At 63.7% G+C, this 380-nt stretch carries 1 protein-coding gene; it reads left to right on the forward strand.

The genetic code is table 11. The features are described 5' to 3' along the window. Window positions 1-380 (forward strand): AMP-binding protein (locus tag D7Y13_RS44980; protein WP_147452807.1); only part of this gene is annotated, 380 nt, incomplete at both ends.

The following is a 380-nucleotide window of genomic DNA, read 5'->3' on the forward strand; positions in this document are numbered from 1 at the left end:
CACCGCAACCTGGCGGCCAACAGCGAGTTGATGCGAGCCTGGAACATGCCGTGGCTCACGCGTGGCGACCCGGAGCTGGAAACGCTGATGCTCACTGCACTGCCGCTCTATCACATCTACGCGCTCAGCTGCTGCTTCCTGCTGTCGATGAGGATGGGCTCGACCTCCTACATCATTCGCAACCCTCGGGACACCGCGCTGATTGTCGAGACACTGGCCAGGGAGAAATTTCACCTCCTGTGGGGCGTCAACTCCACGTACGCGAGCATCCTTCAGAACCCGAAGTCCGCGGCCATCGACTTCTCGGCGCTGCGTATCTCCATCGGCGGCGGTTCGGCCATCCAGCGAGCCACGGCGCTGGCCTGGCACCGGCTCACGGG

Source organism: Corallococcus praedator, assembly GCF_003612125.1.
Lineage (GTDB): Bacteria > Myxococcota > Myxococcia > Myxococcales > Myxococcaceae > Corallococcus > Corallococcus praedator.